Annotated in this window: 33 protein-coding genes; 24 read left to right on the forward strand and 9 right to left on the reverse strand. The window is 60.0% G+C overall.

The window, feature by feature from the left end:
* The first annotated feature begins 149 nt into the window (after positions 1 to 149).
* From LDO54_RS27905 to LDO54_RS27940, 8 genes are all read left to right on the forward strand, one after another.
* Positions 150 to 2,300 carry a ParB/RepB/Spo0J family partition protein gene (locus tag LDO54_RS27905; protein ID WP_224014086.1) on the forward strand — a complete coding sequence of 717 codons (2,151 nt, stop codon included), beginning with the start codon at positions 150 to 152 and terminating at the stop codon, positions 2,298 to 2,300.
* 578 nt (positions 2,301 to 2,878) lie between these two features.
* Positions 2,879 to 3,058: a hypothetical protein gene (locus tag LDO54_RS27910; protein WP_224014089.1), complete on the forward strand. Its 180-nt coding sequence runs from the start codon at positions 2,879 to 2,881 to the stop codon at positions 3,056 to 3,058.
* Between the two features lie 25 nt (positions 3,059 to 3,083).
* The gene (locus LDO54_RS27915) at positions 3,084 to 3,431 is read left to right on the forward strand and encodes a hypothetical protein (protein WP_224014091.1); all 348 of its coding nucleotides are present in this window, start codon (positions 3,084 to 3,086) and stop codon (positions 3,429 to 3,431) included.
* 26 nt (positions 3,432 to 3,457) lie between these two features.
* Complete coding sequence (locus LDO54_RS27920) at positions 3,458 to 3,670, forward strand: hypothetical protein (RefSeq protein ID WP_224014092.1); 213 nt, start codon at positions 3,458 to 3,460, stop codon at positions 3,668 to 3,670.
* Between the two features lie 10 nt (positions 3,671 to 3,680).
* Positions 3,681 to 3,878 carry a hypothetical protein gene (locus tag LDO54_RS27925; protein WP_224014094.1) on the forward strand — a complete coding sequence of 66 codons (198 nt, stop codon included), beginning with the start codon at positions 3,681 to 3,683 and terminating at the stop codon, positions 3,876 to 3,878.
* 71 nt (positions 3,879 to 3,949) lie between these two features.
* Positions 3,950 to 4,174: a hypothetical protein gene (locus tag LDO54_RS27930; RefSeq protein ID WP_224014096.1), complete on the forward strand. Its 225-nt coding sequence runs from the start codon at positions 3,950 to 3,952 to the stop codon at positions 4,172 to 4,174.
* A 25-nt stretch (positions 4,175 to 4,199) separates the two neighbouring features.
* Positions 4,200 to 4,505 (forward strand): hypothetical protein, encoded by a 306-nt coding sequence (locus LDO54_RS27935; protein ID WP_224014098.1) that lies wholly within the window; start codon positions 4,200 to 4,202, stop codon positions 4,503 to 4,505.
* A complete protein-coding gene (locus LDO54_RS27940; protein WP_224014100.1) occupies positions 4,502 to 4,729 on the forward strand; it encodes a hypothetical protein in 228 nt (75 codons plus the stop codon). The genes LDO54_RS27935 and LDO54_RS27940 overlap by 4 nt, the downstream gene beginning before the upstream one ends.
* A 249-nt stretch (positions 4,730 to 4,978) precedes the next feature.
* Here LDO54_RS27940 and LDO54_RS27945 read toward each other — a convergent pair whose 3' ends face one another.
* From LDO54_RS27945 to LDO54_RS27955, 3 genes are read right to left on the reverse strand one after another with little or no spacing between them, the layout of a single operon-like run.
* Entirely contained in the window at positions 4,979 to 5,578 is a 600-nt protein-coding gene (locus tag LDO54_RS27945) for a hypothetical protein (protein WP_224014102.1), read from the reverse strand.
* A 2-nt stretch (positions 5,579 to 5,580) separates the two neighbouring features.
* On the reverse strand, positions 5,581 to 6,330 hold the full coding sequence (locus LDO54_RS27950; protein ID WP_224014104.1) for a hypothetical protein: 750 nt from the start codon (positions 6,328 to 6,330) through the stop codon (positions 5,581 to 5,583).
* 30 nt (positions 6,331 to 6,360) lie between these two features.
* Positions 6,361 to 6,780 (reverse strand): hypothetical protein, encoded by a 420-nt coding sequence (locus LDO54_RS27955; protein WP_224014106.1) that lies wholly within the window; start codon positions 6,778 to 6,780, stop codon positions 6,361 to 6,363.
* Positions 6,781 to 7,286: 506 nt separating this feature from the next.
* Between LDO54_RS27955 and LDO54_RS27960 the strand changes: the two genes are divergently transcribed.
* From LDO54_RS27960 to LDO54_RS28035, 16 genes are all read left to right on the forward strand, one after another.
* Positions 7,287 to 7,721: a hypothetical protein gene (locus LDO54_RS27960; RefSeq protein ID WP_224014108.1), complete on the forward strand. Its 435-nt coding sequence runs from the start codon at positions 7,287 to 7,289 to the stop codon at positions 7,719 to 7,721.
* The gene (locus LDO54_RS27965) at positions 7,718 to 8,170 is read left to right on the forward strand and encodes a single-stranded DNA-binding protein (protein WP_224014110.1); all 453 of its coding nucleotides are present in this window, start codon (positions 7,718 to 7,720) and stop codon (positions 8,168 to 8,170) included. Before LDO54_RS27960 ends, LDO54_RS27965 begins: the two co-directional genes overlap by 4 nt.
* A 10-nt stretch (positions 8,171 to 8,180) precedes the next feature.
* Positions 8,181 to 8,498, forward strand: coding sequence for a hypothetical protein (locus LDO54_RS27970; protein WP_224014112.1), 318 nt, complete (start codon positions 8,181 to 8,183; stop codon positions 8,496 to 8,498).
* Positions 8,499 to 8,537: 39 nt separating this feature from the next.
* Complete coding sequence (trbB, locus tag LDO54_RS27975; protein ID WP_224014113.1) at positions 8,538 to 9,518, forward strand: P-type conjugative transfer ATPase TrbB; 981 nt, start codon at positions 8,538 to 8,540, stop codon at positions 9,516 to 9,518.
* 71 nt (positions 9,519 to 9,589) lie between these two features.
* A complete protein-coding gene (locus tag LDO54_RS27980; protein WP_224014115.1) occupies positions 9,590 to 9,937 on the forward strand; it encodes a TrbC/VirB2 family protein in 348 nt (115 codons plus the stop codon).
* A 10-nt stretch (positions 9,938 to 9,947) separates the two neighbouring features.
* Positions 9,948 to 10,259 carry a conjugal transfer protein TrbD gene (trbD, locus tag LDO54_RS27985; RefSeq protein WP_224014117.1) on the forward strand — a complete coding sequence of 104 codons (312 nt, stop codon included), beginning with the start codon at positions 9,948 to 9,950 and terminating at the stop codon, positions 10,257 to 10,259.
* A gap of 8 nt (positions 10,260 to 10,267) precedes the next feature.
* Entirely contained in the window at positions 10,268 to 12,760 is a 2,493-nt protein-coding gene (locus tag LDO54_RS27990) for a transporter (protein ID WP_224014119.1), read from the forward strand.
* Positions 12,741 to 13,436 carry a P-type conjugative transfer protein TrbJ gene (trbJ, locus tag LDO54_RS27995; RefSeq protein WP_224014121.1) on the forward strand — a complete coding sequence of 232 codons (696 nt, stop codon included), beginning with the start codon at positions 12,741 to 12,743 and terminating at the stop codon, positions 13,434 to 13,436. Before LDO54_RS27990 ends, trbJ begins: the two co-directional genes overlap by 20 nt.
* Positions 13,437 to 13,574: 138 nt before the next feature.
* The gene (locus LDO54_RS28000) at positions 13,575 to 13,850 is read left to right on the forward strand and encodes a hypothetical protein (RefSeq protein ID WP_224014123.1); all 276 of its coding nucleotides are present in this window, start codon (positions 13,575 to 13,577) and stop codon (positions 13,848 to 13,850) included.
* Complete coding sequence (gene trbL, locus LDO54_RS28005; protein ID WP_224014125.1) at positions 13,829 to 15,472, forward strand: P-type conjugative transfer protein TrbL; 1,644 nt, start codon at positions 13,829 to 13,831, stop codon at positions 15,470 to 15,472. The genes LDO54_RS28000 and trbL overlap by 22 nt, the downstream gene beginning before the upstream one ends.
* Before the next feature lie 24 nt (positions 15,473 to 15,496).
* On the forward strand, positions 15,497 to 16,222 hold the full coding sequence (locus LDO54_RS28010; RefSeq protein WP_224014127.1) for a VirB8/TrbF family protein: 726 nt from the start codon (positions 15,497 to 15,499) through the stop codon (positions 16,220 to 16,222).
* An 18-nt stretch (positions 16,223 to 16,240) separates the two neighbouring features.
* Entirely contained in the window at positions 16,241 to 17,413 is a 1,173-nt protein-coding gene (trbG, locus tag LDO54_RS28015) for a P-type conjugative transfer protein TrbG (protein ID WP_224014129.1), read from the forward strand.
* Between the two features lie 15 nt (positions 17,414 to 17,428).
* The gene (locus LDO54_RS28020) at positions 17,429 to 18,841 is read left to right on the forward strand and encodes a TrbI/VirB10 family protein (RefSeq protein ID WP_224014131.1); all 1,413 of its coding nucleotides are present in this window, start codon (positions 17,429 to 17,431) and stop codon (positions 18,839 to 18,841) included.
* Positions 18,838 to 19,245: a hypothetical protein gene (locus LDO54_RS28025; RefSeq protein ID WP_224014133.1), complete on the forward strand. Its 408-nt coding sequence runs from the start codon at positions 18,838 to 18,840 to the stop codon at positions 19,243 to 19,245. Before LDO54_RS28020 ends, LDO54_RS28025 begins: the two co-directional genes overlap by 4 nt.
* A 34-nt stretch (positions 19,246 to 19,279) precedes the next feature.
* Positions 19,280 to 19,501 (forward strand): hypothetical protein, encoded by a 222-nt coding sequence (locus LDO54_RS28030; protein WP_224014135.1) that lies wholly within the window; start codon positions 19,280 to 19,282, stop codon positions 19,499 to 19,501.
* 13 nt (positions 19,502 to 19,514) lie between these two features.
* A complete protein-coding gene (locus LDO54_RS28035; RefSeq protein ID WP_224014137.1) occupies positions 19,515 to 20,168 on the forward strand; it encodes a lytic transglycosylase domain-containing protein in 654 nt (217 codons plus the stop codon).
* Positions 20,169 to 20,326: 158 nt separating this feature from the next.
* Here the strand turns inward: LDO54_RS28035 and LDO54_RS28040 are convergent, their stop codons facing one another.
* From LDO54_RS28040 to LDO54_RS28065, 6 genes are all read right to left on the reverse strand, one after another.
* A complete protein-coding gene (locus tag LDO54_RS28040) occupies positions 20,327 to 20,905 on the reverse strand; it encodes a zeta toxin family protein (protein WP_224014139.1) in 579 nt (192 codons plus the stop codon).
* Positions 20,902 to 21,162 (reverse strand): hypothetical protein, encoded by a 261-nt coding sequence (locus LDO54_RS28045; RefSeq protein WP_224014140.1) that lies wholly within the window; start codon positions 21,160 to 21,162, stop codon positions 20,902 to 20,904. Before LDO54_RS28045 ends, LDO54_RS28040 begins: the two co-directional genes overlap by 4 nt.
* An 87-nt stretch (positions 21,163 to 21,249) precedes the next feature.
* Positions 21,250 to 21,465, reverse strand: a complete 216-nt coding sequence (locus LDO54_RS28050) for a hypothetical protein (RefSeq protein ID WP_224014143.1) — start codon at positions 21,463 to 21,465, stop codon at positions 21,250 to 21,252.
* A 7-nt stretch (positions 21,466 to 21,472) separates the two neighbouring features.
* On the reverse strand, positions 21,473 to 22,657 hold the full coding sequence (locus LDO54_RS28055) for a nitrilase-related carbon-nitrogen hydrolase (RefSeq protein ID WP_224014145.1): 1,185 nt from the start codon (positions 22,655 to 22,657) through the stop codon (positions 21,473 to 21,475).
* A 2-nt stretch (positions 22,658 to 22,659) separates the two neighbouring features.
* Positions 22,660 to 23,196: a conjugative transfer signal peptidase TraF gene (traF, locus tag LDO54_RS28060; protein WP_224014146.1), complete on the reverse strand. Its 537-nt coding sequence runs from the start codon at positions 23,194 to 23,196 to the stop codon at positions 22,660 to 22,662.
* Positions 23,186 to 25,492, reverse strand: coding sequence for a type IV secretory system conjugative DNA transfer family protein (locus LDO54_RS28065; protein WP_224014148.1), 2,307 nt, complete (start codon positions 25,490 to 25,492; stop codon positions 23,186 to 23,188). Before LDO54_RS28065 ends, traF begins: the two co-directional genes overlap by 11 nt.
* Positions 25,493 to 25,829: the final 337 nt, after the last annotated feature.

Here is a 25,829-nt window from a genome sequence, read left to right on the forward strand (position 1 = left end):
GCACCAACCCCGCACTGTTTCCCCTTGACCACTCCGGCTGACCGGTTCCTTAGTCGCAGAGGCAACGCACTCAGGGGAACGCTCCAGTTCACCAAGGCCCGTTGTTACTCCAAAAAAGAAGTCCCTTCCCATTTTTACAGGAGTCAGTCATGCAAGCGAACCAGACCGAAATGCAAGCCGTTGAAGCCGCCGTTATCACGAACAAGATCGCAGCCCTGCCGACCGTGACGGTGCCGCTGTCGTCGCTTGTGAAATCGAAATTCAACGTGCGTAAGCAGAAACTGGGCGGCATTGAGGCTCTGGCCGAGAACATCGCTGAGACGGGCCTGTTGCAGAACCTGCTGGTGCATGAGCAGACCGAGGGTCGCAAAACGAAATCGGTGAAATACGGCGTCGCGGGCGGCCAGCGTCGTCACGCCGCGCTGGACCTGCTGGCAGCGCAGGGGCGCTTGCCAGCTGACTTCCCGGTGGACGTGAAGATCGTCAGCGCAGCCGATGCGCTTGTCATCAGTATGTCGGAGAACACGCAGCGCGAAGCCATGCACCCCGCAGACCAGATCGACGCTTTCAAGGCGATGGTGGACGATGGCAAGTCGTCGGAATACATCGCAACGATCTTCGGCATTACGGCATTGACCGTCGAGCGTCGCCTGAAACTCGCCAACGCTTCGCCGAAGCTGCACGCTTTGCTGCGAGACGACCAAATCTCGCCGGAGCAACTGGCCGCGCTCTGCCTTTCGGACGATCATGAAACGCAGGAACGCGTGTGGGACAACACGAAAACGGACTGGATGCGCGAGCCTGCGCGGTTGCGCGAAGCAATCGCGGGCAATCGGATCAATGCTCGGAAAAGCAATCTCGCCATGTTCGTCGGGCTCGCCGCATTCGAGGCTGCGGGCGGTCGCGTTGACCGTGACCTGTTCAGCAACGACGGCGACGCCTACATCGAGAACGGCGAACTGCTGCAAGAACTCGCGAACCAGAAGCTGGAGGAAGCCGCCGATCAGATTCGCGCGGAAGGCTGGGCGTGGGTCGAAACGCTGCCTTCTCTTGACTACTCGTATCGCTCGCGCTTCGCGACCGTCAACCCCGCGACGCGCCCGCTGACGGACGCTGAACAGGCAGAAATGCAGACGCTTACGGCGCGTCTCAAAGAACTGGAAAGCCTGATCGGCGATGACGAAGAAGAAATGTTCGACGACGAGATGGCGGAAACCGGCCTGACGGCGCACGAAGGCGACGCCGCAATCGAACTCACGCACGACGAGTACGCGGCTTTGCAGCAGGAAGCCGCGACGATCGCAGCGCGCATCGAGGAAATCAACAACTGCGCACGCCATTTTACGGACGAGTTGAAGGCGACCGCTGGCGTGCTGGTGCATCTGAATTATCAAGGCGGTCTCGAAATCGAGCGCGGTTTCGTGCGCCGTGCCGACCAGTCCAAAGCGGTCGCAGTGGCGGGCGAGCAGGTGCGCAACCTGCGCGCCGAGAAGGTGAAAGCCGTTCATTCGGAAAAGCTGATGATGGAACTCAGCGCCGCGCACACCATCGCAGTCCAGGCGGAACTGGTTGCCGCGCCGAATGTTGCGCTCGCCGTGCTGGCCCACCGTCTGTCCGAACGAGCCCTGTACATCGGCGGCGGGGACGAGCACCCGGCCAAGATCAGCTTGACCAAGGCATCGCATCGCTTGGACGAATTCGACGCGATGCAGGGCAATGCGTCCTGGAAGGCGATGGAGGCCGCGACCAAGAAGTGGAAGAAGGACATGCCGAAGCAGAGCGACGCGCGGTTCAAATGGCTGCTGACGCAGCCGCAGGAAACGCTCATCGAACTTCTGGCATTCCTCACGGCCATGTCGGTTGATGGCATCCACGGCGCAGAAGATCAAGCGCCGCTCGCGCAGATCGCAAAGGCCGTCGATCTGGATATGAGCAGCCACTGGACGGCGACCAGCGACAACTATTTCAGCCACGTCTCGAAGACGCGCATCGTGGAAGTCGTGAGCGAGGCCCTGTCGGCAGACGAAGGCGCGAAGCTCGAAACGATGAAGAAGGGCGAAGCCGCCGCCGCCGCAGAAAAGGCGCTGCGCGACGCCGGTTCGAAGTGGCTCCCGCCGACGCTGCGCACGAAGGCTGAAAAGGCGGCGAAGAAGGAGAAGAAAGTTGCCGCGCCCGAGGTGCCCGCCGCCGCCGCAACGGACGACGCAGCCGAAGCAACGGCAAGCACCGAAGTCGCCGCAGCATGGCCCTGGCCGACCGGCGCGAAGATGAACGCGGAGGCGGAACAACTGGCCGCGTAACCCCCTGAATCCCGAGTAGCCCCGCAGATGCGGGGCTTTTTTTGTTCTCGCATGCGAGAACAGGGCGTCGCCAGAGAATTCGCAGCCGCCATACAGCCATGCCGGGGCAGCACCTTTCGCGCCGCGCTGCGCACGTCACGAAAGCCGCTCCCTTGCCCCGGCATGGGGAAAAACGTTCCGCTCCTGGGGGCTTGCGCCCCCGCCGCTCGGGCGACCCCAAGTGCGGGCCGCTTTCGCGTCCCGATAGCGCGCTATCGCGCGAGGTACGAAAAACCTCTTTTTTGGCGCTCGACGGTTCATTCGTCCGCCGTCCCGCAGCCCTGCATTCGTTGCCTCAACCCGCGACAGTAACCGATCGGGCTCCGCGGTCAAGGGCCGCACGGGGCCGTGTCCTCGCGCTGCGCGCTGCGGGCCGCACCAACCCCGTGCTTTCCCCCTTGACCACTCCACCCGATCGGTTCCTTTGTCGCAGAGGCAACGAACGCAGGGCTACGGCGGAAGCGCAGCGGGAAACCGTTTAGCACCAAAAAAGAAGCCTTTTGCGGGTCGTGAATGTGGACTGTTTAAAGGGGCGTCAAATGATTTTCGAACTCAAGATTTTCTTCCAGCGCCCGGTTAGCACGCCCAATGGCCTCGTCATGTTCAGCAAGGAACACGTTGAAGCGCCGACCCTCGCGGACGCTCAACAAACCGTGCGCGCGAAGTGGGAAGCGCGCCGCGCCGTGTTCGATTACTTCGCACCCACGCCGACCCTTTGACCAACGCAACCAACCGGAGAGCCAGATGAAAAGCCCGTTCCAACGTATCCGCCAAACCGTCGCACGCATCCGCGTGCGCGACGTCCTGACCTTCGCACCGCTGATCGGCATTTTCGTCGTTCTGGCCGGTGTGCTGATCGAGCAGCGCGGCGAACTGGAGATTGTGCGCACCAGTGGATGGGCCGCGCTCGACGCATACCGCGCAACGAAGGCGGCACTGCAATTGACCTTCTGGCAATGGATTGGCGAAGGCATCGCCGGAAATCTTCCCTCGTTTGGCAACAACACCCAAGCGCGAGGCATGGCGCTGATGTTCATCGTGCCGCTGATCGCCATCGCCACCGTACTCGCAGCACGTCGCGCCCAAGCCTAAGCCCGCATCGACCAGGAGAGATAGCCATGAAACGACCCGTTACCGTGACGCGCACCGCAATCAGTTCCAGAGACACCATTGGGCGTCTGTACGTGATGCTTTTCCGCCACTTCTTTGATGCGGAAACGGGCGTCAAAGTCGGTTGCAAGGGCTTCGCAGTGACGTGCCAATCGACTGAGCAAGCCTGGGACGTGATGGAGGAACACCGCCAGTATGGGCTGTATCCCACGACGCACTAAGGGGCCAGCCATGAGAACGATTCGCCAGCAAACCGCCTACTACGGCAACAACAGCTACGGCCACCCGACCGCCCAACTTTTCACCGAATGGAAAAGCGGCGCGCGGTCTGGTCGGATCATGGAGCGCAGCGTGCCATGCGACTCGCTGGATCAAGCGCGGGCCGTTGCCTACGGCATGGCCCGCAACGTGAAGCCGCTCCCCAACTGATAGCGGCGGGCGCGAAGAATTACCCCGGCCTTTACGGGATCAATCCCGTAAAGGCTCACCCAAGGAAAAAAATGATGCCCCCGAACGTTGATGGCACAAACGGCAGCCGTGCCGCGATGGCAAGGAAAGCGCTGGAAGCCTTTCTGGCCGCATCCCAATGCACCGAGGCGGAAGGTCTGCAAGCCTTGCTGTGTGGCTTGATGCACCTGAGCGACCGCACCGGCAAGGAATTTGCCGTCGCATTTGACGCTGCACTGTGCGCCTATTGTCGGCAGACCGACCGCATGGCCGCGTAAGCGCCGCGAGACAGGAGAGAACCCGATGGACTACGCAGCCGCCAAGGTGCGTCAGGATGACTTGTACGCGGCAAACTCGACCGCGAGCAAGGCGCTCAATACGTTCATAGACCAGTTTGGGCGCGGCCCGATGGGCCTCACGCCCGACCACGTTAAGACAATGCCTGAGTATCGGGCGCTGCGCGCGAGCTACGACCGCAGCGCCGTGCTGTTGCGCCAGTTCAACGCGTGGTTCACCCGGCAGTTTTCAAAGGAGATACGCGCGGCCCGCAAGGCGCGTATCGCGATGATGGAAAGCATGATCCCCAACCAGCAGGAGCAGCAGCAATGACGATCACCACGCAAGAGAGCCGACTACTGGAACACCGCGACAGCATGGCCCCTGGCCACAAAGCGGCCATCGACGCGGCGTTTTCGGATATGTGCGCGGCCTTGCGCGCGTGCGGACTGAGAACCGCCACGGACGACCGGGCCGCAGCCGTGGAGGCGGCTATTGTGCGCTATGTGCTCGGGTCGAATCCGACCATCCCAGGGTTGAGTGCGAGCGGACAGTGAAAGCCAGGGGCGCGCCGCAGTCAGCCACGCCCCTGGCGTGGAGAACAGAAAAACGTTCCGCTCCTGGGCTTCGCCCGCCGCTCAGGCGCCCCAACAGCCAAACCGAGCAACCCGCCCGGTTTGGGAAAATTGAGCGCGCGAGCTACGCCCGCGCGCAACAGCGCCGGCTATCGCCGACGAAAGAAAAAAGCCCGGTTCGCGCTCTCGCGCAAACCGGGCTCACGCAGACCGCGCCTACCGGCGCGGCGGTTACTGTCGATGTAGTTGCTCGACCATCCTGACTACCTTATCGTGCGTTTCGAGGTCCAGCTTCGGAAGCACCGCGAGCATGTCGCGCCCAGCTGCGAGTTGTCGCGCCTCATCCTGAGTCCGTTCGGCCTGACGGCCGAAAAACTCTGCCCCGACGACACCACCCGCGAGCGCGAAAAGCAACGCGCTCAGACCCAGCACCATCCCTACGCGGTACTTCCAGACCTGCGGCGCTGCCTCGCGCGCTGTGCCAGCAACGTCGCGCAACACGGAATCAGCGGTTTGCGCGAATTTCGCTCGCAAACTGGAGAGTTCATTGTCCCCACCAGCCTCGATCGACGCCCGAACGTCGCGCAGCGCTGCCGCGACACTTTCACTCGCGGCAGCGGCCGCCGCCCGCTCATCGTTGGCCGCCGCTGCCAATTCGGCTACACCTGCCCGCACCGCCGCTTCGATCGCAGCGATCGAGCGCGCGGCCGCGCGCTCCTGAACCCTCGAATTGACCAAGGCCGCCGCAACGAGCGGATCATCGACGTCGATCTTCTGACCGGTAGCCTCGAACACGTCCTGCACGACAGCCTTGGCGTCGGACAGATTCATGATTACCACGCCACCTGATCGAGTTGTGCGAACACATCATGGTAGACACGCTTGATCCGGTTCTTTTCCATAACGTTGAACTCGCTGCCGGACAGCACATCATCGAGCGTCAATCGTGCCTTATTCATCTTGCGCACGTCGTCACCGAACGTATCGGACGCCCGCGCCTTCATCACCACATTCGCCTTCACTCGGCTGGAGAACGCGCTGAACATCTTCGTTTCCGAGAAGTGCTTGCCGCCGTCAGTCAACAGCGGGCCGAAGTGCTCGTTTTCCCACACGATCAGATCCACGTCCGTCTCGACCTTGGGCGCGCACGTCTGTCCCGCAACCGACTCGAACCCTTCCGCCGTGTGCTGCAATTCCGCCCCACCGCCGACGATCGAATGAATCACCGGGATTTTCCCAGCGTCGCGGATCGTGTCGAAGGCATTATTGGAAATCAGGTATGCCATCAGCGGGGAAAAGGTATTCGCACCCACGTCGATCACGTAGTTCGTGCCTTCGGATTCGAGAATTTCCACCATCAATTCATCGAATTGCTTCGGGTCGATCGTCAAATCCGCGCGCATGACATTCAAATGCACGGCCGACAACGACTTGTGATCCGCGAGGGTTGTATTTTCTTGATCCAAATCGTAGCACTTCACCGGCGCCGCGATTTTAGTGAACCATGCTGCCAACATTTTGGCGACCAACGACTTACCGATTCCGCCTTTGCCTTGCAAAACGAAGTTGACGGTATCGACCATTTGAATGCTATTTTCCATTTTTCAGCCCTCTTATTCGTCCAGATTGGTTCGTTTGTTCACATCGCGGGTAAATGTCTGAACTGCCTCACGATATCCACTATTCGAAATCTTCCCGCCGCTCGTAGCTACGCTTCCAGACACTGACTTATCGGCAGTCTCGCCCGAAGCCTGAACAGACTCTTTTTTTGGGGCAGGTTGGGTTTGCTCTTGTGGCACCGGATGCGCGCGGCGCTCTGCGCGGATTCGTTTCAGCGCGTCTTTGAGCGTGTTCATGCTCACGGCGAGCCCCTGCGCCTCCAGACCCATCAGGATCTTTTCGTACCGCCACCCGGCCAACTTCGCCTGCTCAATTTCATCGAACAGATCGCGGAGCCGCCCGGTCTTGGTTCGCCCGGCCGCGGTCTCGGTGAATTTCGGAAACTCACCGCCTTTCTCTTTGGAGTTGGTCATTTCATAGGCGTCTCAAGAGGTAGACGAGCATTTTACACACGGTATGCACACGCACACCACCCGACTTGCACACCGCCGATCATAGCTCACCCGTTTTGCACACGCAAGGCCCACGCTATGCACACTAGACGCACACGCCTGCCGTGGGCGTGCCGGAGGCATGCCCACGGGTTGCTCACGGTTTGCACACGCCACGCTCACCAAGGACCGTTTTCGGTGGCGCGGAGGTTGAAAAAGCGCCGCCGCCAAGCCCTTTGGGCTTGGCGGCCCCGGATCACGGTTCGGCCGGTCGGCGCTATGCGCCTGGCCGCCCCGAAATCCGGGGCAGTTATCCAGCAGCTTTTCCCGGAAAAGCTGAAGCCAAACCCGAAAACAAAGAATAGTGGAACATAAAGCGCGTATTACATCGCGCGTGGTTTCCGTGGCTTATAGCCACGTTGATAGTGTGTTTGAGGTGTATTACAATTGTCGATGTTGGTCGTATAATGTATTACATAGAGGCATACATGAAGAAAGTGACCGCTGTGCGGCTTGACGACGAGGTGAGGCAACGGCTCAGGTCCATCGCGAGCGAGAGAGAAACAACCGTTTCCGCGCTAGTCGCCTTGGCAGTCGATCGCTTCCTTCGCGATGAAACTTTCCGCGATGAACTCGCGGACATGGAGCAGCGGCTGGCCACAACGATGGTTCGTGCGCTGACGGAGACAGCCCGAGTTGGCGACGATGTGCAGCTTGTGATCGCCCAGGTCGATCAACTCATCAGGTTCATGTTTCAGGTCACTCCAGAAATATTTGATAAAGAGGCTGCGGCGATCGTCGGTTCGCGCCGATATACAGGGTTTCTCGAATCGTTTGCGACGCAGTTCGTCGGGCGGAAGCGACGCGCGGTGTTTGCCGCAGAGGTGGACAAATCCGGGGCAGATGACGGTGATGGGCAATGAGCAAGGATATAAATAGGGTCATATTGAAGGGGCGAGTAGGGGCCAAGCCGACATTGCGATATATGCCGAGCGGCGACGCTGTTTGCACATTCAATCTGGTAACTCGCCACGGGTCGCACGACGAATGGCATAAGCTCGTCGGCTATTACGAAAATGCCGAACAGGCGTCGCGCGAATTTGATCCCGGCGATACGGTCTGGTTTGAGGGTTATATTCGGACCCGTTATTTTTTAACGGACGAAGATAAAAAGGCCAACCGCACCAATAAACGCTCCGTTCTTGAGCTTGTCGCTGAAACGTGGTGTGTGGTTAAAAAAGGTAAAGCCGCTCAAGATAATCCGGGTTCCGGTGACGATGAGTCTGATTCTGATATTCCATCGACGCCGCATGAAGATATTCAGGACGCCAGCGATGCTTCTGAAACACCAAAACCACTTTCCTATTTGTGAGGATTAACTGATGCGTTCCATTAACACCAAGCTGTCTCTGTGTGCGGTCGCGGTTGGCGTGGCGGCAGTGCTGGCAGGATGCGGCAAGCCGGCGCCGGTCGTGACCGAGGCGGCGCCGGCCCGCGACGCGGCCTACTACGCAGCCCACCCCGACGAGGCCAAGGCGCGCGACGTTGCCTGCAACAAGTCGAAGGTCGCGGGCGCATCGTTCTCTGCTGGCGAGGTTTCCGACTGTGATGCGGCCAGAAAAGCGGCCCACGAGGCAGACAACCCGGTGTATGTGCCCAGCGGTGCAAAGCACTTTTCGAGCGCGGGCGGGAGCCACTAACGCAACTTTCTCGCATGCGAGAAACATAACGGGGGTTTTATGTTCAGCAACTGGGAGCCGGAGCGCCAGTCGAGGGCGCTTGAAAAACTCAGTCGGGAAATGGGCGACACGATCCTGACTGCCCTTGCAGACGACTATACGCAGGAGGTTCAGTTAAACCCGGACGGGCAGCTCTGGATCGAGCGGTTCGACACGGGGCGCGGCAAATTGGGAAGTCTCTCGTCGGTCCTTGCTCACGCACTCTTGGATACCATCGCGGACATTCTCGGGGTCACGGTCAACCCGGAAAACCCGCTGCTGGAAGGCGAATTGCCGATCCGTGATTGCCGGTTTGCGGGTGCGGCGCCGCCCATCGTCATTGCGCCAGCGTTCTCGATTCGGACGCCCGCGACGAAGATTTACACGCTCGCGGACTACGTTGAAGCGGGGATCATGACCGCCGAGCAGGCGGAAATCCTGAAAGATGCGGTGCGCGAGGGTAAGAACATTCTCGTAATCGGGGGAACGGGCTCCGGCAAGACAACCCTGCTTAACGCACTCGGCCACGCTCTTTATGAGGAGTCTCCCGATATTCGCATTCTGCTGATCGAGGATACGCGCGAGCTCCAGTTTCCGTTCGAGAACAAAGTGGCCCTGCGCACCAAAGTCACTGGCGATACGAAGATCGGCATGCAGGATCTTTTGATGTTTTCACTTCGGATGAAGCCGGACCGGATTATTGTCGGCGAAGTGCGCGGCCGTGCCGCCGCAGACATGCTCGATACGTGGAACACCGGGCACGAAGGGGGTATGGGCACCATTCACGCAAACAGCGCGGCAGACGGCGGGACGCGTCTCATGGACATGCTGCGTCAGGCGGACATGCCCGCGGACGTCGCGATGCGAAAAATCGCCACCAGTATCGACCTGTTTGTGAGCCTCCAAAAGAGGCATTCGACGGGCGGCAAGCGCCGTCTTGAAGAAATTTTGCGCCTTGATGGCGTGAAGGATGGCGAGTTCGTGTTCGAAGCTCTCGCCTGATTTTCGGGGTATAACAAGTGCTATACTCCAGAACGCAGCAATCCGCTAAACCACCGTTGAGGTTGACCACAATGAAAAGCATTAAAACCATCGCGCAGGGCGTTATTTCCCGGCTGCGCGCAACCCGTAGCGTCGCAGCCGTCGGCGTCATGGTCGCAGCAAGCGCGGCTCACGCGTCCTCGCCCAGCGCCGGCGGCTCCGGCATGCCGTGGGAGAACCCCCTGAACACGATCCTGACGTCGCTCCAGGGGCCGGTCGCACGCTTCGGCATCATCGCCTCGATCATCATCACCGGGATCTTGATGGCCTTCGGCGAACACGGTTCGGGCTTCAAGAAGCTGATGGGCATCGCCTTCGGCGGCTCGATCGTGGTTGGTGTTGTCGCGTTCGTCACCGCGCTGTTCGGCGCCGCGTTCTAAGGGCGCCGCCATGAACACGCCGCGCAAGGTTGTGCTGCGGCAATCGTTGGTCCGCCCGATTCTCCTGGGCGGTGCGGACCGCGATTTGACCATGATTGTCGGGTCATTCGCCGCAGCTTTGATTTTTGGGGTTGGCAGCAAAGAGGCCGTCGTAATGGGCCTGCTGCTCTGGTTTGTCGGGCATTGGGGTTTGGTGCAACTGGCCAAGTCGGACCCGTACATGCGGGACGTCGCGCGCCGTCACTTCAACTACAAGAAGTATTACCCCGCGCAGACCTCGGAGAGCGCCCCGTCCGCAATCGTTAAATACTACAAACGGTAGGCCGCGCCATGCTCAATCTTCGCGAATACCGCAACCGTCTGAAAGGGTTTGCGGATCTTTTGACTTACGCCTGTATGGCGGACGAGCACACCATTCTGCTAAAGACGGGTGCGTTCATGACGTCGTTCTACTTTCGGGGTGAGGATCTTCAGTCATCCACCCACGAAGAAATGGCGGCCATCGCGGCACAGGTGAATGCCGGGCTCATGAAGTTCGGGACGGGCTGGCTCCTGCACGTTGACGCAATCAAGGTGCCCGCAACGAACTATCCTGCCCGCAACCGTAACCACTTCCCCGATCACATCACGGCGCTGATTGATGAAGAACGCCGCATGCAGTACCAGACGGAGGGGCTGCATTTCGATACCGTCTATGCGATGACGTTCACCTACACCGTCCCGCCGGAACTTCAGCAGCGCGTGACCAGTTGGTTTATCGAGGACGACACGCGCTCGAAGGACGTGGATTATCACGCGGTGTTGGCGCGTTACAAGGAGTATGTCGATGAAGTTGTCCGCACGCTGCGTTCGCAGATTCACGTTCGTCAGATGGGCGGTGAGGAACTGCTGACCTATCTGCACAGCTGCATTACGGGATTGAACCATCGCGTGCGCGTGCCGAAGATCCCGATGTATCTCGACGCAGTGCTCTCCAGCAAGGACTACTTTGGCGGTTTGAAGCCGCGCGTCGGCAAGCGCAACGTGCGGGCCATCACTCTTACCGGCTACCCAGCGGAAACGCAGCCGGCCATCCTGGATCGGCTGAACTCGTTGCACTTCGAATATCGCTGGAACACGCGTTTTATCGCACTCGATCCCAACGACGCAAAGAAGATCATCACCAAGTATCGTCGCAACTGGTTCCAGAAGCGGCACGGTCTGGCCGGGATCGTCAAGAGCGCTTTCGGCGGCGGCGAAACGTGGTCGAATACCGATGCAGTTTCGAAAGCACAAGACGCTGACGCGGCAATCAACGATATCGAGTCCGGGTTGGTGCGATACGGGCTCTACACGGCCACGATCATCGTGTCCGATGAAAACCTCGCGCACGCCGACGAGCATGCCAAGGCGGTGCAGGATCTGTTGGAGGAATTCGGTTTCGCCAGCCAGATCGAGACCGTCAACGCTACCGAAGCGTTCCTTGGCACATTGCCGGGCGAAGGCTTCGCGAACGTCAAGCGCGTTCCGATTCACACACTTAACCTCGCGGACCTCCTGCCGCTTACTTCGGTCTGGTCGGGCCGAGATACGCACCCGTGCCCGTTCTATCCGAAGAATTCGCCGCCGCTTATGTATGCCGCGACGACCGGGGCAACGCCTATCCGTGTGAATTTCCACGTCGGTGACGTCGGCCACACCGGGATCTTTGGCCCGATCGGCGCGGGTAAGACGACGCTGTTGAATCTGGCTGTTGCGCAGCACTTTCGCTTCCCGGATGCCGAGGCGATCATCTTCGACTACAAGTACGGCTCCTACGTGCAGACGAAGGCTGCCGGCGGCCACCATTACGATATCGCTGGCGAAAAGAACGCCCCCAGCTTCTGCCCGTTCGGTGATTTAGAAACGCCCCAAGACCGTGCGTGGGCGAAGGAGTACATCGGTCTGCTGTTCGCGCTGCATGTGCCCGAGACCCAGAAGATCACCCCGGAGCAAAGCAATCGTATCCATAAGGGCGTGGAGCGCCTGTACGAGTCCACCAAGGATATTGCCGATCCGGTTGCGCGCGCAGCCGCGCGCACGATGACCAATATGCGTATGCAAATCCAGGACGAGGAAATCAAGGCCGTTCTGGACTACTACACCGTATCTGGTCAGGCAAAACTCCTGGATGCCAAGGCGGATTCGATCAGCGATGCCCGTCTGATTTCTTTCGAGACCATGCACCTAATGGAAATGGGGGAAAAGGCCGTTATCCCGGTTCTTGAGTACCTGTTCCGTACCGTCGCAAAGAAGCTCCGCGGCCAGCCGCTGATGGTCGTGCTGGACGAAGCCTGGCTGATGCTGGCGCACTGGTTCTTCCGGGAAAGGCTTGTTGCGTGGCTGCGTTTGCTTCGATCGTTTAACGCACACGTTGTTTTCGCTACGCAGAGTTTGAGTGAAGCAGTGAACTCGCCGATCGCAGACATTGTGTTTTCGTCGCTCGCGACGAAGATACTGCTGCCGAATCCCGAAGCGCTCACCGAACAGATCAAGCCCCTGTATTACAAGATCGGCTTGAACGAGCGCCAGATCGAAAACCTCGCGAACGCGACCAAGAAACGCGACTACTACCTGATGAGTGCGGAAGGCAGGCGGATGATCGACCTTGGCCTTGGCAGGGTCGCCCTCGCCTTCGTCGGTGCATCCGGCATTGATGCCGTCAGGCGTTGCGACGAACTCGAAGCGCAACACGGGAAAGCGTGGATCGAACACTGGATGCGCGAACAGTCGGTGCCCGAGGACTGGATTGAATACTGGAAAAAAGAGGCGCAGAGAGACCACCATGAAGAAGCTATTGCTTAAAGGCGCGGCGGCGGCCCTGTTTGCCGCTACATCGGCTCCGTCGTTCGCCGGCGCGGTTGCGGGTGCCACCGAACCGACGCAGATCCTCAACAATATCCAGCTGGTGTTGCAGTACGCCCAGCAGGTCACGATGGTCGAGAATCAACTGAAAGCTCTTGCGAGCCTGCCTAGCCAGCAATGGGGGAGCGCGTCGCAGGATTTGAGTGCGCTCACCCAGATTGTCAGCTCCGGGCAGACGTTGAGCTACACGATGCAGAACATTGACCAGCAGTTCAAGCAGCAGTATCCGGGCTATCAGTCGGGAACGAACTACACGAGCTCATACCAGCAGTGGGGCACCAACACGCTCGATAACGTGCGCGCGGCGCTCAATGCCGCCGGTCTACAGTCATCGCAGTTCGCCAGCGAACGATCGGCACTGAGCGCCATCCAGGCGATGGCGAACAGCCCCACCGGCCAGACCCAGGCGATCCAGGCGGGCACGATGATCGCCAGTCAGACCGTCGATCAACTCCAGAAGCTCCGGCAACTGATGATGGCGCAGATGCAGTCGCAGGACACCTACATCGCCGAGCAGTCGCAAACGCGCCAGACGCAAATCGGCACGCAGCAGGATCACTTCCAGGTGTACACGCCCACCGGCTCCCATTTCAGTAGCGCAGGCGGCTCGAACTAAAGGTCGCAGCGGATTGGGCTCCATTAAGTGATTGTTTTTATGGGGCTTATTTCTGTTGCGAAGGGGTGATATGGTCTTGAAGAAAGTATAATATGTGCTATACTTTTATCGTGGCCATAGCCCCTACTGGAGTCGATCATGCAAGTTCTTGGCTTATTTGGCGTGTTCCTTGGTGAGTTCGCCTTGCGTTTCCTTCTGTTGCTTTATGCCGTGCCCTTCTTCTTCATGGTTGTGGGCTACCGGTTCTATCGCGACGGTCAGTGTGCGCAACTCGTTGCAGCGGATTCTGTGGGCGTGATGGCGGCGCGCAAGCAATCCGTTGATGGTGGCAAGGTGATGCTGCTCGGGCTCGCGCTTGCCGTTCTCGTTTTCTATCGCGTGGAGTTGTTCCGATGCGCAGTGCATCTGTTCTAAAACCGGTTCATCTGCTGTTTCTCACGCTGCTGATGGCCCTGCTTGTGACGCAGCCGGCGCATGCGGATTTGCTGGATCAGATCGCGCAGTCCTATCAGTCGGCGTCATCAAGCTGGCAGAGTAAGCTGTTCGATATCGCCAAGAGCCTGTTCATCAAGCTCGCGATGCTGGAAGTCCTCTGGTCCGCTATCTGGTGGGTCATCAACCGCGACGAGCCCGACAGGCTCATGAGCAACCTCATCAAGAAAGTGATGGGGTTGATGTTTTTTTGGGCGATCCTTCTCAATTTCTCGACGTGGATTCCCGCGATCATTAACGGGTTCTCGCAGGCGGGCCAAACCGCAGCGGGAATCGGCGCACTCACGCCATCGCAAGTTCTCGATACCGGGTTGCAGCTTTCGACGGGCATCTTGAACAAGGTGTCGTTCGACATTTTCAGTTCGGACGGGATGCTTACCGCGTTGACCGGCGCATTCGCGGGCATTCTGATCCTCATCGCATTCACCGTCATCGCCGGTCAAATGCTGGTGACGCTCATCGAGAGCTACATCGCGATTTCGGCGGGTGTGCTGTTTCTCGGGTTCGCGGGTAGCCGGTGGACCACATCGTTTGCCGAGAAGTACATCAGCTATTGCGTATCGGTCGGCGTGAAGCTGTTCGTCACATACCTCATCATCGGCGTGGGCCAAAGTCTTGCCGGTCAGTGGACAACGCTAATCGTGGACGGGATGAAGGCCAAGGACTATCTCCCGATCGTTGGCAGTTCGATCGTCTATATGTTCCTTTGCTGGCAGATCCCTTCCCTCGCATCGAGCATGCTCAGTGGTGCCGTGAGCATGACGCTGGGAGGCGCGGCGGCAACTGCCGCGAGCGTGGGCGCAGCGGGTGCCGGCGCAGTCGGCATGGCGGCAGCAAGCGCGGCTGGGGCGATGGGCGCAGCCAAGGGTGTAGCGGGTGGTGCGAGCGGCCTGGCCAGCCTGGCCAGCGCTGCGGGTAGTGCGGCATCCGCGGGCGGTGCCAGCGGCCCTATGAGCATGATTTCGGGGGCAATGGGTGCGGTCGGCGGAGCGGTCGGGGGGGCGATCACCGATGGCATAAAGGGTTTGGGCGCGCAGTCCACAGCAGGGCAACTCGCGAGCCGCGTGAGCGCCGGGACCGCGGCCGCGACCGACAGCAAGGCAATGTCAGCGGCGGGCAATGTTCCCGCGCCGTCGAGTGGTACGGCAGGAGGTGCTACCGGCGCAGGCAGCGCGGCGAGCGGCGGGGCTCCATCAGTACCCGTGCCGTCGAGCTCGCAGTCCCCCATCATCGACACGTCCACCTCTGTTTCGCAAGCACTCCAGCAACGCGACGCTGGCGAGGCGCAGCAGCCCAGCGCCCCGTCCAGCAGCGCTCCGGCCAGCACCGAATCGCCCGCAGAGGCGAGTGCGAGCGCCACCTATCCGACGAGCAGCGCGCCGCCGTCGCCGAGTTCGGATAGCAGCAGGAGCGCACAGCCAAAAGCGCCGCAGCGTTCCACGCTCGAACGCATGGCGACCAGCGCGAAGGCAATGAGCCAAACGCCAAACGATTCGGCGGGCGGCCAGGGCATCCAGATCGACATGAAGCACACCAGAGACTAACGGCACTGATCGCGAGAGACCACCTTGAAATTTTCCTTTTCCTCCAAAAAAGAAGCCGCGCGCAACGTCGATCCCGTCATGGGGGAAGCGATGAGCCAGCGAGCATCGAACCCCTACCTTGAAGCCCGCCGCGAGTGGACGGAACGCTACGGGTCATACATCGCGCAGAAACGCAACTGGCAGGTCGTCGCGTTTATGTCGCTCGGAATCGCGGCCGTTGCGGTTGTCGGGAACGTGTATCAAGCAGGCCAGACGAAGGTTCGCACTTACATCGTTGAGACGAACAAGATGGGCGAGCCGATGAAGGTCACTTCCGCCGACCAGGCCGCGGTCGTTGATCCGCGCTACGTCGCCGCCCAGCTCGAAATGTTCATTCACAACACGCGCAGCGTGACGACGGACCCCGCAGTGCAGAAGCAATGGCTTGACGACGCGTATGCGATGGCCGGCCCGGTCACGAGTCAGGTGCTCAACGACTATTTCCGGCAGCCGCAAAACGATCCCTGGAACCGGATGAAATCGGAAACGGTGCAGGTCGTACTTGCGCCCGCGACGCCCCTGCCCGGCGGCAAGTCGTGGCAGATCGAGTGGGAAGAAACGCGCACGTCGCTGACTGGTCAGCTGATCGGCAAGAGCCGCTATCAGGCCATCATCACCGCTGGTCACATCGAGCAGCAGGAGCAGGACAAATTCATGAAGAACCTTTCGGGAACCATCGCGGAAACGCTCGCCTGGAACCCCCGTCTCTGATCGCCGGACTCGCTCGACATGACCACGAAAAAAATGACTATCCGCACCGTTTTCCCGATCGCCGCAGCTGCATGCCTGACCCTTGCGCAAGGTGCGCACGCAGCCGCAAACACGCCAGTCTCGATGAACTTCAACGGCGATGCGCTTGCCGCAATCAGGGCGCTGCAAGCGATCGACCCGAGTTTGCAGGTGCTCGCCCCGCTGGGGCGCCCGATTCCCGTACCGGTTCGCCTTAACGTGCAGAACGGCAGTGTGCAGGACGCACTCAGCACGATGGGCGCACAAGGCGGGACAACGCTCGATATTGTGTATTCGAGTGCGGCCAACACGGTCCGTCTCGTCTATCACTCGCCCGACATGCCGCCGATGCAGACCATTCCTGACGTTGCCGCACGCGCGGCGAAGCCGGATTCGAAGATGGACATTGTGACCGAGGACGATGGCATGGTTCGCTTCCCGTTCGGTTACGGCAACCCGACGCTCACGTGTGCGGTGCTCGCCGCGTGCGATATCTCCATGCAGCCGGGCGAGACGGTCAGGGATGCGAAGGCCGGGGACAACGCACGCTGGATTATCTCGCGCGCAGATAGTGGCGCTGGCGCAACCTCAGTCACGCACGTCGTCGTCAAGCCCAAGCGTCCGAATCTGCACACGGACCTCAAGGTGTACACGGACCGCCGCACGTACACCATCATGCTCGAATCGTCGGACAAGAATTACATGCCGACGGTTGGCTTTTACTATCCGCAAGACTCGGCCGTGATTTGGGGCAAGCGCGTTGACGATGACGCTGCCGCGCAGAAGCGCGAGGACGATCGCACGATCGCCAGCATGCCGAACGTGCGCCCTGACCAGCTGAACCTGAACTACACGATCAAGGGCGACAAGAGCGTGCCGTGGTTTCCCATCCGCGCCTTCGATGATGGTTCGCACGTCTACATCGAAATGCCGACCGAAATGAATTCGAACGAGACGCCGGTGCTGATGGAGCAGGTCGGCAAAGACCTGCACATGGTCAACTTCCGCGTCAAGCCGGCGCGCAAGGCTGATGGTCACGCTTATTTCATGGTGGACAAGCTCTTTCAGCACGCCGTCATGATTATCGGCGTGGGCAGTGACCAGACGAAGGTTGATATCTACAAGGGCGATGGTCCCGGCTTTTTCAGCTGGGCTGGCGCGGGCGGAAACTAAGCGAGTGACCATTGCATGAGCAACGATAACAACATCGACCCGAACCTTTTGGGCAAGAACCCCGGTCAGGTTGGCGGCAGCGGAGGCTTTTCGCTGCGCCCGAAGATCTCGGGCATCGTGTCGCTGAACAAGAACGCCAAGTACGCAGTCGCTGGCGCGGCCGCCGTCATCGCCTTGATCGCCGCAGCCACCTTCAATAACGTCGGTTCCAACGCGATGAACGGCGCAAAGAACGCGGTCGCAAACCAGGGCGGCGACACGAAGCCGGTCAAGTCGGCGCCGGGCTCACTCTGGTACGAGAGCAAGCCGAACACCTATGATGCAGTAGTTGGGGCGTCGTCTCCGGTCGCACTGGCTGGCGCGGGCGTGCCGATGAGCGCGTCAGCTGCCGCCTTGACTGCGGCGAGCAATGGCGTGCCCACGGGCGTGCCGAATCTGGCCGGTCAGGCGGTTACGCCGTTCAGTGCGGCAACAGCGCCGCGGACCAGCGTGGGCAGCGGCGGCAACCCTTCGCAGACCCCACAGCAGGCGGCCACGCAGAATGCGCAGCAAAGCGAGGCTGCTCGGCAGGCGCAAGACGATCTGAAAAACGCGAACGATGCCAGCCTCGACGTACAAGGATTCAACCAGCAGAAGCAGACTGGCGCGGCCGGGCTTATGAACGCCGCTTACCCGAGCACAGCGACGAATTCCACGGCACCGCAACTCACTCCCGCGGCTTTCGGCACGGCAAACGCTGCACGTGACGACGACCAGAACAAGCAGGAGCGCAAGGACCAGTTCCTTCGCGACCAACGTCTTGCGACGGACAATGATTACAACACGGCAACCAAGACCAAGCCGCGTTCGCCCTACGAGCTCAAGGCCGGTTGGCTGATTCCGGCGGCAATGATCAGTGGTTTAAACAGCGATTTGCCTGGCGAAGTTATCGCACAGGTTCGCGAACCGGTCTACGATTCAGCGGGAACGGGCAAGCTGCTGATCCCCGGTGGTGCTCGCCTCATTGGCGTGTATGACGCCCATGTGGCTTACGGCCAGGAGCGGATTCTTGTGGTGTGGAACCGCGTCATTTTCGATGATGGCTCCAGCTACAATATCAAGGGCATGCCGGGCGCGGATCAGGCGGGCTACGCGGGCTTCTACGATGAAGTGAACAACCACTACATCAAGACGTTCGCGAGCGCGGGAGTGATCGCGTTGCTGAGTGCCGGCGTCCAGCTGTCCCAGCCGAATAATGGGGCAAGCAACTACAACCAGCCCAGCGTATCGCAGACTCTTGGCGCTTCGCTTGGCCAGCAGATCGGCCAGACCGGGATGACGATCACGCAAAAGAACCTGAATATTCAGCCGACGCTTACAGTCGCGCCGGGTTATCGGTTCAACATCATGGTCACGGCCGACTGCGTGCTCGAACCTATTCCTCAATGAAATATGTCTTTCGTCTCAGTGCTCGCGTAAAAGAAAAACTTCGGCTCGCTGGCATGACACACGAGAAGAAGCAATCGGGAGTGGTCCGCGACGCGATCGCGGGCTTTCTCTCCAAAAAGAAGCAGTCGCTCGCAGATAGACCAAAGTTGGCCGGAACAGAATACGTGCAGATGAGCGCGAACGTGGATGACGCTCAGATCGAGGCGATCAAGCAAGCCTATCCGAACGTATCCGTTTCGGTCGTCATACAAGCAGCGGTAATTTCGGAACTGCGCAAGTCGCGATATAGAATCGCCGGCTCGACGTCAACTCCGGTCAGCCGCGATGAAAAAACCAGTGCCGATGCGAACAAGCATCCAGATCACAATCCGGGACCAGCTAAAGGCCGTCGCCGCAAAGCCTGAATATGGAACGCTCCGCGCGTTCCAGGAGCGGGCATTGACGCGATTTCTGGCAGACCAACCCTATACGTCAGAGGAATTCGAGTGGTATATCGCCCCGCCCGCAGGAACGCCAGAGTGGCCAGCCTTCAACGTGATCCTGCCCGAGACATTGCAACGTCGCATACGGCAGGAAGCCTTGCGCATCGACGTCAGCATGGCCACTTTCCTACGCAGCGCCTTGATGTGGTTCCTCAGTCTGGCCGACGCTGGGGAATAGCATGGTGATGGACTTGAGCGCACTGATGCAGCAATGCGCGCCCGATGTTGGTCCTGTGACGATGGCCGCAATCATCCGTACCGAGTCAGGGGGCGTGCCCTGGCGGATCGGAGATAACACGAACGGTAGTTCGTACACGCTCCCGACCAAGGAACTGGCAATCGCCCGTGCGACCGAACTGGTGAACGCCGGGCATAACCTTGACCTCGGATTGGGTCAGATCAACGTTCGCAACTTGCGCAGTCTTGGCCTGACGATCGACCAGGTGTTTGAACCCTGCGCGAACATTACAGCAGCAGCCCGCGTGCTCACCTGGGGCTACCAGCGGGCAGTCAAGGCTTACGGACCCGGCCAGAAGGCGTTGCTTGCGGCGATATCGACGTACAACACCGGATCGCTGACGGCCGGCTTCGACAATGGCTATGTGCAGCACGTCACGGCGAACAGCGGCCTGCGCGTCGAAATCACGGTTCCGAGTCTCGCACAGGGGGAAATTGTGCGCGGCCGCGGGGGCTCGGTGCGCGTCGGCTCAGGCGGCGCTCTCTCGCCCTACGATGCGCCGATGGAGGTGCCCGGCTTTGGCTCGCGCGCAGCCGTCAGAAAGATTTCCTACCAAAGCATCTACGACGCGCCGATGGAAATCCCGGGCTTCGGTCCGCAGCAATAAAAAAGGCGGCCCAAGCCGCCTTTTTCTCTCCCATCGAATCATCCCCCCTGCCAGAGCTCCAGTCCTGCCTTCTCGCATGCGAGAACTGGCCGGGGAGCCGCTGCACCCACCTCGCTTATACCTTGGCATGGATCGCGGCGCCGCGCCGTTGGCGAGTCTTAGCGGCCGCGTGACTGTTCTTGCCCGCGATACCGCGTCAAATACGGTTTGGCCCATTCGGGAAGATCGCGCCGAAGCATCTTGACCTTGCCGCGATCGAGCGAAAGCAGCAGCCGCCGCCGATCCCCCGAATTGTCGAATACGAATGCGCGATCGGCGATCGCAAGCACAACCGGGAGGTTCTCGATGCTGCGGCGAAAGCGTCTGAGCACGTCACGCGCGGGAACGTCGTGTCCACCGGCCATGACACGCGCGGAAACCCGGCCGACAGCAAGCGCCGGGCCCTCCAGCGCCAGAAAAATGACATTGAGTTTGTAGCCGCGCTCGCGCGCGTTTTGCATTACCCAAAGCTCGCGCTTACCCGATAGCGTGGTCTCGAAAGCGAAGCTCTTGCCGCGCATCAGAAGTTGATTTTGACGCTCGATCGCGAGGCGGCCCGCCTGAACCGGTCCTACGTTTTCAATCCGCGCAATGTCGTCGGGATTGATGACGGGCAGCTTGCCAGCGAGATAGCGTTTAACGACGGTGCTTTTTCCCGAACCGTTCGGCCCGGCGATAACCCACAGCTGGGCCTTCACAGGCGGCGATCTTTGCGAAGAACGCCGTTGGCTTCATCGAACACCATCAGGTCGCGCGAGCCGTCAGGATTGCGCCGGATTACCCGGCCGGGGTAGTCGGGCTCACTCACGAAGATGGGGTGCCCCGTAGCCAGATGCTCGCGTGCAGCCTCGCCGTCATCGCGCGCAAGCTCTGCTTCGAACGCGGTCCAGAACTGCGCTTCTTCGGCAGGCGTGGCCCGATCCAGGTGCGACAGGTCGTTACGGTTCAGAATCATGATTTCACTCTCTGCTCGATCCAGGGCGTGCGCCCCGATGCGTCTATTTTAGCTCGCGGTTCTCGCATGCGAGAACCGCAGCGCACATCATGAGCGGTTGTCGCCGCGCGAATCGTCGCGGGCGAGGCTCCGCACACCTGGCGGCCACTCACCGGCCAGTGTACTGCGAGTCAGAACATGAATTGCCAGCTTGCAGAATTCAGTCGTATCAACCTTCGCGACGCGCGCTGCCTTTTCCGTTGCAACGAAGTCGCTGGGATGAAAGTCCAGATCCAGCGTTTTCTTATCGTTAGGGTCTTTCATGGTTTCCTCAAATATTGGTCGCGCGCACTACCGGCACGTTGAACAGTCGTCCCCATGTGTCGAGCACTTGCCTCTGGATTTCGGGAATGCTCGTTGTCTTTGCCCACCAGTCATTCGCCGCGCCAATCAGGAGGTCGGGCGAATGCAAGAAACTCACCAGAATCGGATAGACCAGCAATTGCTCGTAGCAGATGGAGTAAGCAACGCGCTTGCCCGCAACCGTTGCGATTCCATCCCCAAACGGATGCGCGTTGAACGTATCGACGTCCCACGGCCGCCACATGCCAATCGGCACAGGCACACGTTCGAGCATCGGGCGCGTCTCCTTGCCGTCGATCACGACCAGCGCATTGTCAAAGCGCCGCGTCCCCCGCTCTCCTGGTAACTCCGCACCGACGATTACCGCGCTCCCCTTTTTTGCGAGTTCGCGCGCGGTTCCAGAAAGAACGCCTTCAGTCGCGACGGTATAGATGCCGAGAATGGTTTCGGGAAGAACCAGTACATGGCTAGGCGGGACAGCATCGGCCAGATCCTGCACCGACTGGATGCGCCCGAAGGCAGCCATGTAGTCGGTTGATGCCGAACCGAGCCGACCGTAATGCGTGTCCATTCCACTCCATAGGCCGCTGCTTGCTGCGCTCGATGAGGCGACGGCATTGGCTATCACGCAGACGCTGGCCAATACGAGTGCAACTGCATTTTTTTGGAGTACACCGGCGCTCCAGAGCCCCAGCAGTAGCGCAATCCCGAGAAACCCCATACCGGGAAACAGGACGCCAGCCGCAGTAGCGGGATTGGCCCAGCCGACGAACCCTATCGGCGGTAGCGCCGTGATGGCGATGGCAGCGAGGATGCCGAGCGCGCGGCGGCTCGCGCTTTTACTCCAGAAAAGACCCCATGCTGCCGCGTTTAGCAGCGCAACGGCGAACCAGAGCGCCCAACCGAACCACGCAGGAGCGGACTCAGCGAAGAATATGCCCGTGCCGGCCGGCAGGCCACGGCTCGCGCAAAGATAGTAGGCGAGCAGCACCAGCGCGCCAATCCAGCGATTGCGGGCGGCGCTCCACGCGAATGGCACGAGGACAGAAACCCCCAGCAACCAGTTGGCGCCGGGCCATCCCCATGCAAGCCCACTTCCGGCCCCGACGCACACCAGCGAGCAATCGAGCGCAATGCGTTTAGTAGCGTGCATGCTCACCCCCACGTCACAATCGCGTGCGCGGCGCCGATGATATTGCGACGCGGCAGCGGCCCGTAGTAACGACTGTCGAGAGAGCGCGGAATGTGATTGGCAAGTACAAAATACTCACCGCTTTCAAGGCGCTTATGCCACTGCAACGGCAGATGGTCGATCGGAAGACCTTGAGTGTCCGTGTCATAGACGCGCGAGTTCGGAATGAGCGCTCCGTTGACACGCGTTCCGTCTGCGTCGATGGAAACCGTGTCGCCCGCCGTGGCAACGACAGGTTTAAGGACTGGCGGCAGGCCCGAGGCGCACCGATCGCTTGCGGGCAGATAGTCGCGCAGACGATAGAGCCTGGCCTGATCGCTGGCCGGAATGCACGCGGCGACGGTATCGCCCACGGCGGGCTTGCTGACCGGTCCGAGAAGATACAGGCCGCGGGGCATCGAAGCAGACGGATTCACAGCGATCGTATAGCCCGAGGCCCACACCGCGCAGAACAGCGCAGCTGTCGAGGCGACCATGACGAGGGCGCTTCTAGTCTGCATGCACGTCTCCCTGGGCGCCGATGCGTGCCATCGTCGGTTGCTCTGCCGCCATTGCCCTTTCCTCGGCCTCGATCTCCGCCAGTTGCTCATCGGTGTAGACGATCGGCGGCGGTTCGTCTGGCGGCGACGCTGCGGCCGATGGTGTTGTCGGTGCGTCGTCAAAGACCATTTCGCCCGATTCCTCGTCAACCGTGTAGGTGCGGCCATCGGACGTCTCCCGACGGTTGGCAGCGGGGCGAAGCCCAGACTGGATCTTTCGCGTGCGCGGCGCGGCCGGCGCCGGCGCCTCCGTTGGCGCTACATATTCGCTGTCGTTGGACAGCCCTTCTTCCAGTTCATCGCCTGCACGATCCTCGTTTTCTTCAACCTCAACGTCATCAATCGGGTCATAGGGAATCAGGATCTCGTCAGGGTTGGCAATAATGCGATCCGACACGCGTGGCGCCGGGATTCGCGAGCGCTTCAACCAAAGGGGTTCTTCAAAGAACAGGATCTGTTGCGCGTAGATAGGCGTGTGCCCCATCACGAACACAAGCAGATCGCCCGCTTGCAGCAGCGTCTTGCCGTCCTCCGACTTCACCGGCGCGGGAATCCGCAACACTTCGTCAGGCTCCAGAAGGGGGCGCGGCGTCTCGTTGGTTGCGCCCATTACGTGCATCGGCAATGGGTTAAGGCGATGCCCGGAATAGCTGCGGGTTTCGCGTTGCACGGTTCGCTTTCCCAGGTATTCCGACACAATTTTCGCCGTGTCGATCTTGTTCGGCGTGAAGATCACCTTGATGTGAGTATTCGACGTCAGCGTTTCGTCCTTGGTGTAAGCCTTGAACAGTTGCGCGTAGTCTTGGAAGATCAACATGATCTTGATGCCATAGGAGCGCACGAACGCAATGGATTCTTCGAGAACGTCCAGGCGACCGAGGCTGGGCACTTCATCCATCACCATCAAAAGGCGGTGCTTGAAGTGCTGCACCTGCTTGCCGTCCTCGTAGTCCATCGACTCCGTAAGGTTGCGCAGCACCAGATTGAAGATCAGGCGGATCAGGGGGCGCAGCCGCTTGCGATCGCTAGGCGGAACGACCAGATACAGCGACACCGGATTCGTGTGATTCATCAGGTCCGAAATACTGAAATCGGACACCGCCGTATTCATCGCAACGACTGGATCGCGATACAGCGAGAGGAACGAAAGTGCGGTGGATTGAACGCCAGAACGTTCGTTATCCGACTTGTTCAGAAACGACCGGGCCGCTTCCGCGACGACAGGGTGCGTCAGTGTGGGACGGCCGGTAAGCGGATCACTCCAGCGCTGGGAGGCGTCCAGATCATGCTGCGCGTTCAGCATGCTTTCTGCGACCTGCTCGATCGAACGCCGCGGATCACAGAAGAAACTCACCAGCCCTCGCAACGTTTTGTTCTGGCCCACGTAGAGAATGTGGAGAATGGCTGCGGAGAGCAATTCGTGCCCGGTCTTTGCCCAATGGTCCTCCATGCCCTTACCATCGGGGTCAACAATCATTTCCGCAATATTCTGAGCGTCCGCCACCTCCCGCAGCGTGCGCAACCGGATCTCAAGAAGCGGATTGATCCGCGCGCCCGTGCCGTCAATACACGTTGGTTCGAAGCGCATAACGACTTGCCCGAGCGCCTTGCGGAACCCGGACGTAAATGCCCACAGTTCCTTTTTCATGTCGTAGGCGATGATCGAGCCGACCCAGGAAAGCATCGTCGGCAGCACCGTGCCGACGCCCTTGCCTGAGCCGGTGGGCGCGACGACCGATATGTGGGAGCCGCCCGTGTCGCGCAGATACTGCCGCTTGCCGCTTTTGGGGTCCATGTACGACGCCAGATAGACGTCGTGTCCGTCGCTTTGTTTCGGGGTGATCCCGGCCAGCGCGACTTCCTTGGCATCTGCGAAATGCGCAGAACCATGCGTGTCCGTCTTTTTGTTGAACTGGCGGCCGCGCCGAATTGACATCCAGATTGCGGGCACAAACAGGAAGTGCAGCGACCCCAGAATCCACTCGCCGCCCTTGAACGCGCTATCGGTTTCTTCGACGTGCCCGAACTTCAATAGCCAGATGAAGAAGTCGGTGGGGCTGTACAGCGCAAACCGTGCGGTCCTGAAAAGTGGCTCGCCCAGCGCGGGTTGAAACGCCAGCTTCCACGCCACGTACTGCGTGGCCGCCCATATCGCCGCGCACGTAATCATCAGAAGCATGACGACCGTTTGAATCATTACCTGCCCTGGGTTTGTGGCCTTCTGGTCCGGCAGGGTGTAAATCTTGTCGACGCTCATATAACCCCTCGATTTACCGACTGTTTTTATGATCGGATTGACACAAAGTATAGCACATCTTATACTTGAAAAAACTTCAAAACTTACGACCAGGCCGCTTCGGCGGAACACCATGAAAGAAGTCGAAACTCGGGGTAAAGGTTTCGCTCGACCTGCCGTTAATACGGGGGTCAACCGCGGACACTTCACGCCCATCCCCAGCGGCGCTTGCTCTGCCCCTACCTGCCGGTCCTTCCCGCCAGTTGCGCCGTGCGTGTCCTACTCGCGGCAACGCATCGAACGATATCACACTTTGCGCGCATGATATTATGCGCGTATAGACGCGTGCGCGCATGAT

This window comes from Paraburkholderia tropica, assembly GCF_914484835.1.
Classification (GTDB): domain Bacteria; phylum Pseudomonadota; class Gammaproteobacteria; order Burkholderiales; family Burkholderiaceae; genus Paraburkholderia; species Paraburkholderia tropica_A.